This window comes from Burkholderia sp. GbtcB21, from assembly GCF_019091065.1.
Lineage (GTDB): Bacteria > Pseudomonadota > Gammaproteobacteria > Burkholderiales > Burkholderiaceae > Burkholderia > Burkholderia pyrrocinia_C.
Genome location: NZ_JAGXKA010000216.1, coordinates 1 through 278 on the forward strand (window position 1 = coordinate 1; position 278 = coordinate 278).

At 36.0% G+C, this 278-nt stretch carries 1 protein-coding gene; it reads left to right on the forward strand.

The genetic code is table 11. From position 1 onward, the window contains the following. Positions 1-88: 88 nt before the first annotated feature. On the forward strand, positions 89-278 hold a 190-nt coding region (locus KVT39_RS36845; RefSeq protein ID WP_217591470.1), incomplete at its 3' end, for a hypothetical protein.

The window sequence follows — 278 nt, forward strand, 5'->3', positions numbered from 1 at the left end:
TTTGCCTTCTTGAATACCGTGGTTTGGGAACTACACTACACAGTAATTGGTATGAAATCAATAAAGTGTTTGTATGAGAGTTACTGTAATGAAAACGAGTGGTTTTCATTTGCTTTTTAAGTGCATTGAAATGAATGGTTTTCTTGGTTTTCCTTTACTATTTTTCTCACCATTGATTCTCTATTGTTTTCCACTAAACAAAGTAGAAGCTATTTCACCTCCAGAGCCAGAGGGTTTGTGCCTTGAGAGGATTGGAAATGGGACTTATCTTAACATGG